Annotated in this window: 1 protein-coding gene; it reads left to right on the top strand. The window is 68.1% G+C overall.

All coding sequences use genetic code 11. From position 1 onward, the window contains the following. Positions 1 to 40: 40 nt before the first annotated feature. The coding region (guaD, locus tag JYJ84_RS36875) for a guanine deaminase (RefSeq protein ID WP_205190321.1) at positions 41 to 1,309 on the top strand (1,269 nt) is incomplete at its 3' end.

Below are 1,309 nucleotides of genomic sequence, written 5' to 3' on the forward strand. Positions count from 1 at the left end.
TTTCTTCTGTTCGCCTTACCTTGATGCAGGACCATTCGTCATGACGCAAACCGCTTTCCGTTCCCAACTGCTGACCTTCAACGGCGACCCGGCGCAATCGAGCCAGGCCGCGAACTACGAGACCGACGGCCTCCTGATCGTCGACGACGGCAAGGTCGTCGCGGCCGGCCCGTACGCGCAGCTCGCCGCGACGCTCGCGCGCGACGCGATCGTCCATGACCTGCGCGACAAGCTGATCGTGCCCGGCTTCATCGACACGCACATCCACTACCCGCAGACGGACATGATCGCGTCGCCGGCGCCGGGCCTGCTGCCGTGGCTGGACAAGTACACGTTCCCGACCGAGCGCCAGTTCGGCGATCCCGAACATGCGCGCGAAGTCGCCGACTTCTTCGTCGACGAGCTGCTCGCGTGCGGCACGACGAGCGCGCTCGTCTACTGCACGGTGCACAAGCAGTCGGCCGATGCGCTGTTCGCGGCGAGCGACGCGCGCGACCTGCGGATGATCGCGGGCAAGGTGCTGATGGACCGCAACTGCCCCGAATTCCTGCGCGATACCGCGCAATCGGGTTATGACGACAGCGCCGAGCTGATCGGCCGCTGGCACGGCAAGGGCCGCCAGATGTACGCGCTCACGCCGCGCTTCGCGCCGACGTCGACCGAGGCGCAGCTCGAGGCGTGCAGCGAACTCGCGCGCCGCCATCCGGACGTGTTCGTGCAGAGCCACGTCGCGGAAAACGTCGACGAGGTGAAATGGGTGGCCGAGCTGTTCCCCGGCCATCGCAGCTACCTCGACATTTACGACCGCTACGGGCTGCTGCGTCCGCGCGCGGTGTACGGCCACTGCATCCACCTCGACGACGAGGACCGCCGCCGGATGGCCGAGACGCGCACCGTCGTCGCGCACTGCCCGACGTCGAACTTCTTCCTCGGCAGCGGGCTGTTCGATTTCGACAAGGCCGGCGAATACGACGTGCCCGTCACGCTCGCGACCGACGTCGGCGGCGGCACGTCGTTCTCGATGCTGCAGACGATGAACGAAGCGCACAAGGTCGCGCGGCTGTCGGGCCACCACCTGACCGCGACGCGGATGTTCTGGCTCGCGACGGCCGGCGCCGCGCAGGCACTCGACCTCGCCGATACGGTCGGCACGCTCGCGCCGCGTACCGAAGCCGACTTCGTCGTGCTCGATCCGCGGGCCACGCCGCTGCTCGCACGCCGCACGAAACGCGCGGATTCGCTCGAGGAACTGCTGTTCGCGTTCGCGCTGCTCGGCGACGACCGCGCGGTGTACCGCACCTATGCGGCC

This window comes from Burkholderia sp. LMG 13014 (assembly GCF_905232215.1).
Taxonomy (GTDB): domain Bacteria; phylum Pseudomonadota; class Gammaproteobacteria; order Burkholderiales; family Burkholderiaceae; genus Burkholderia.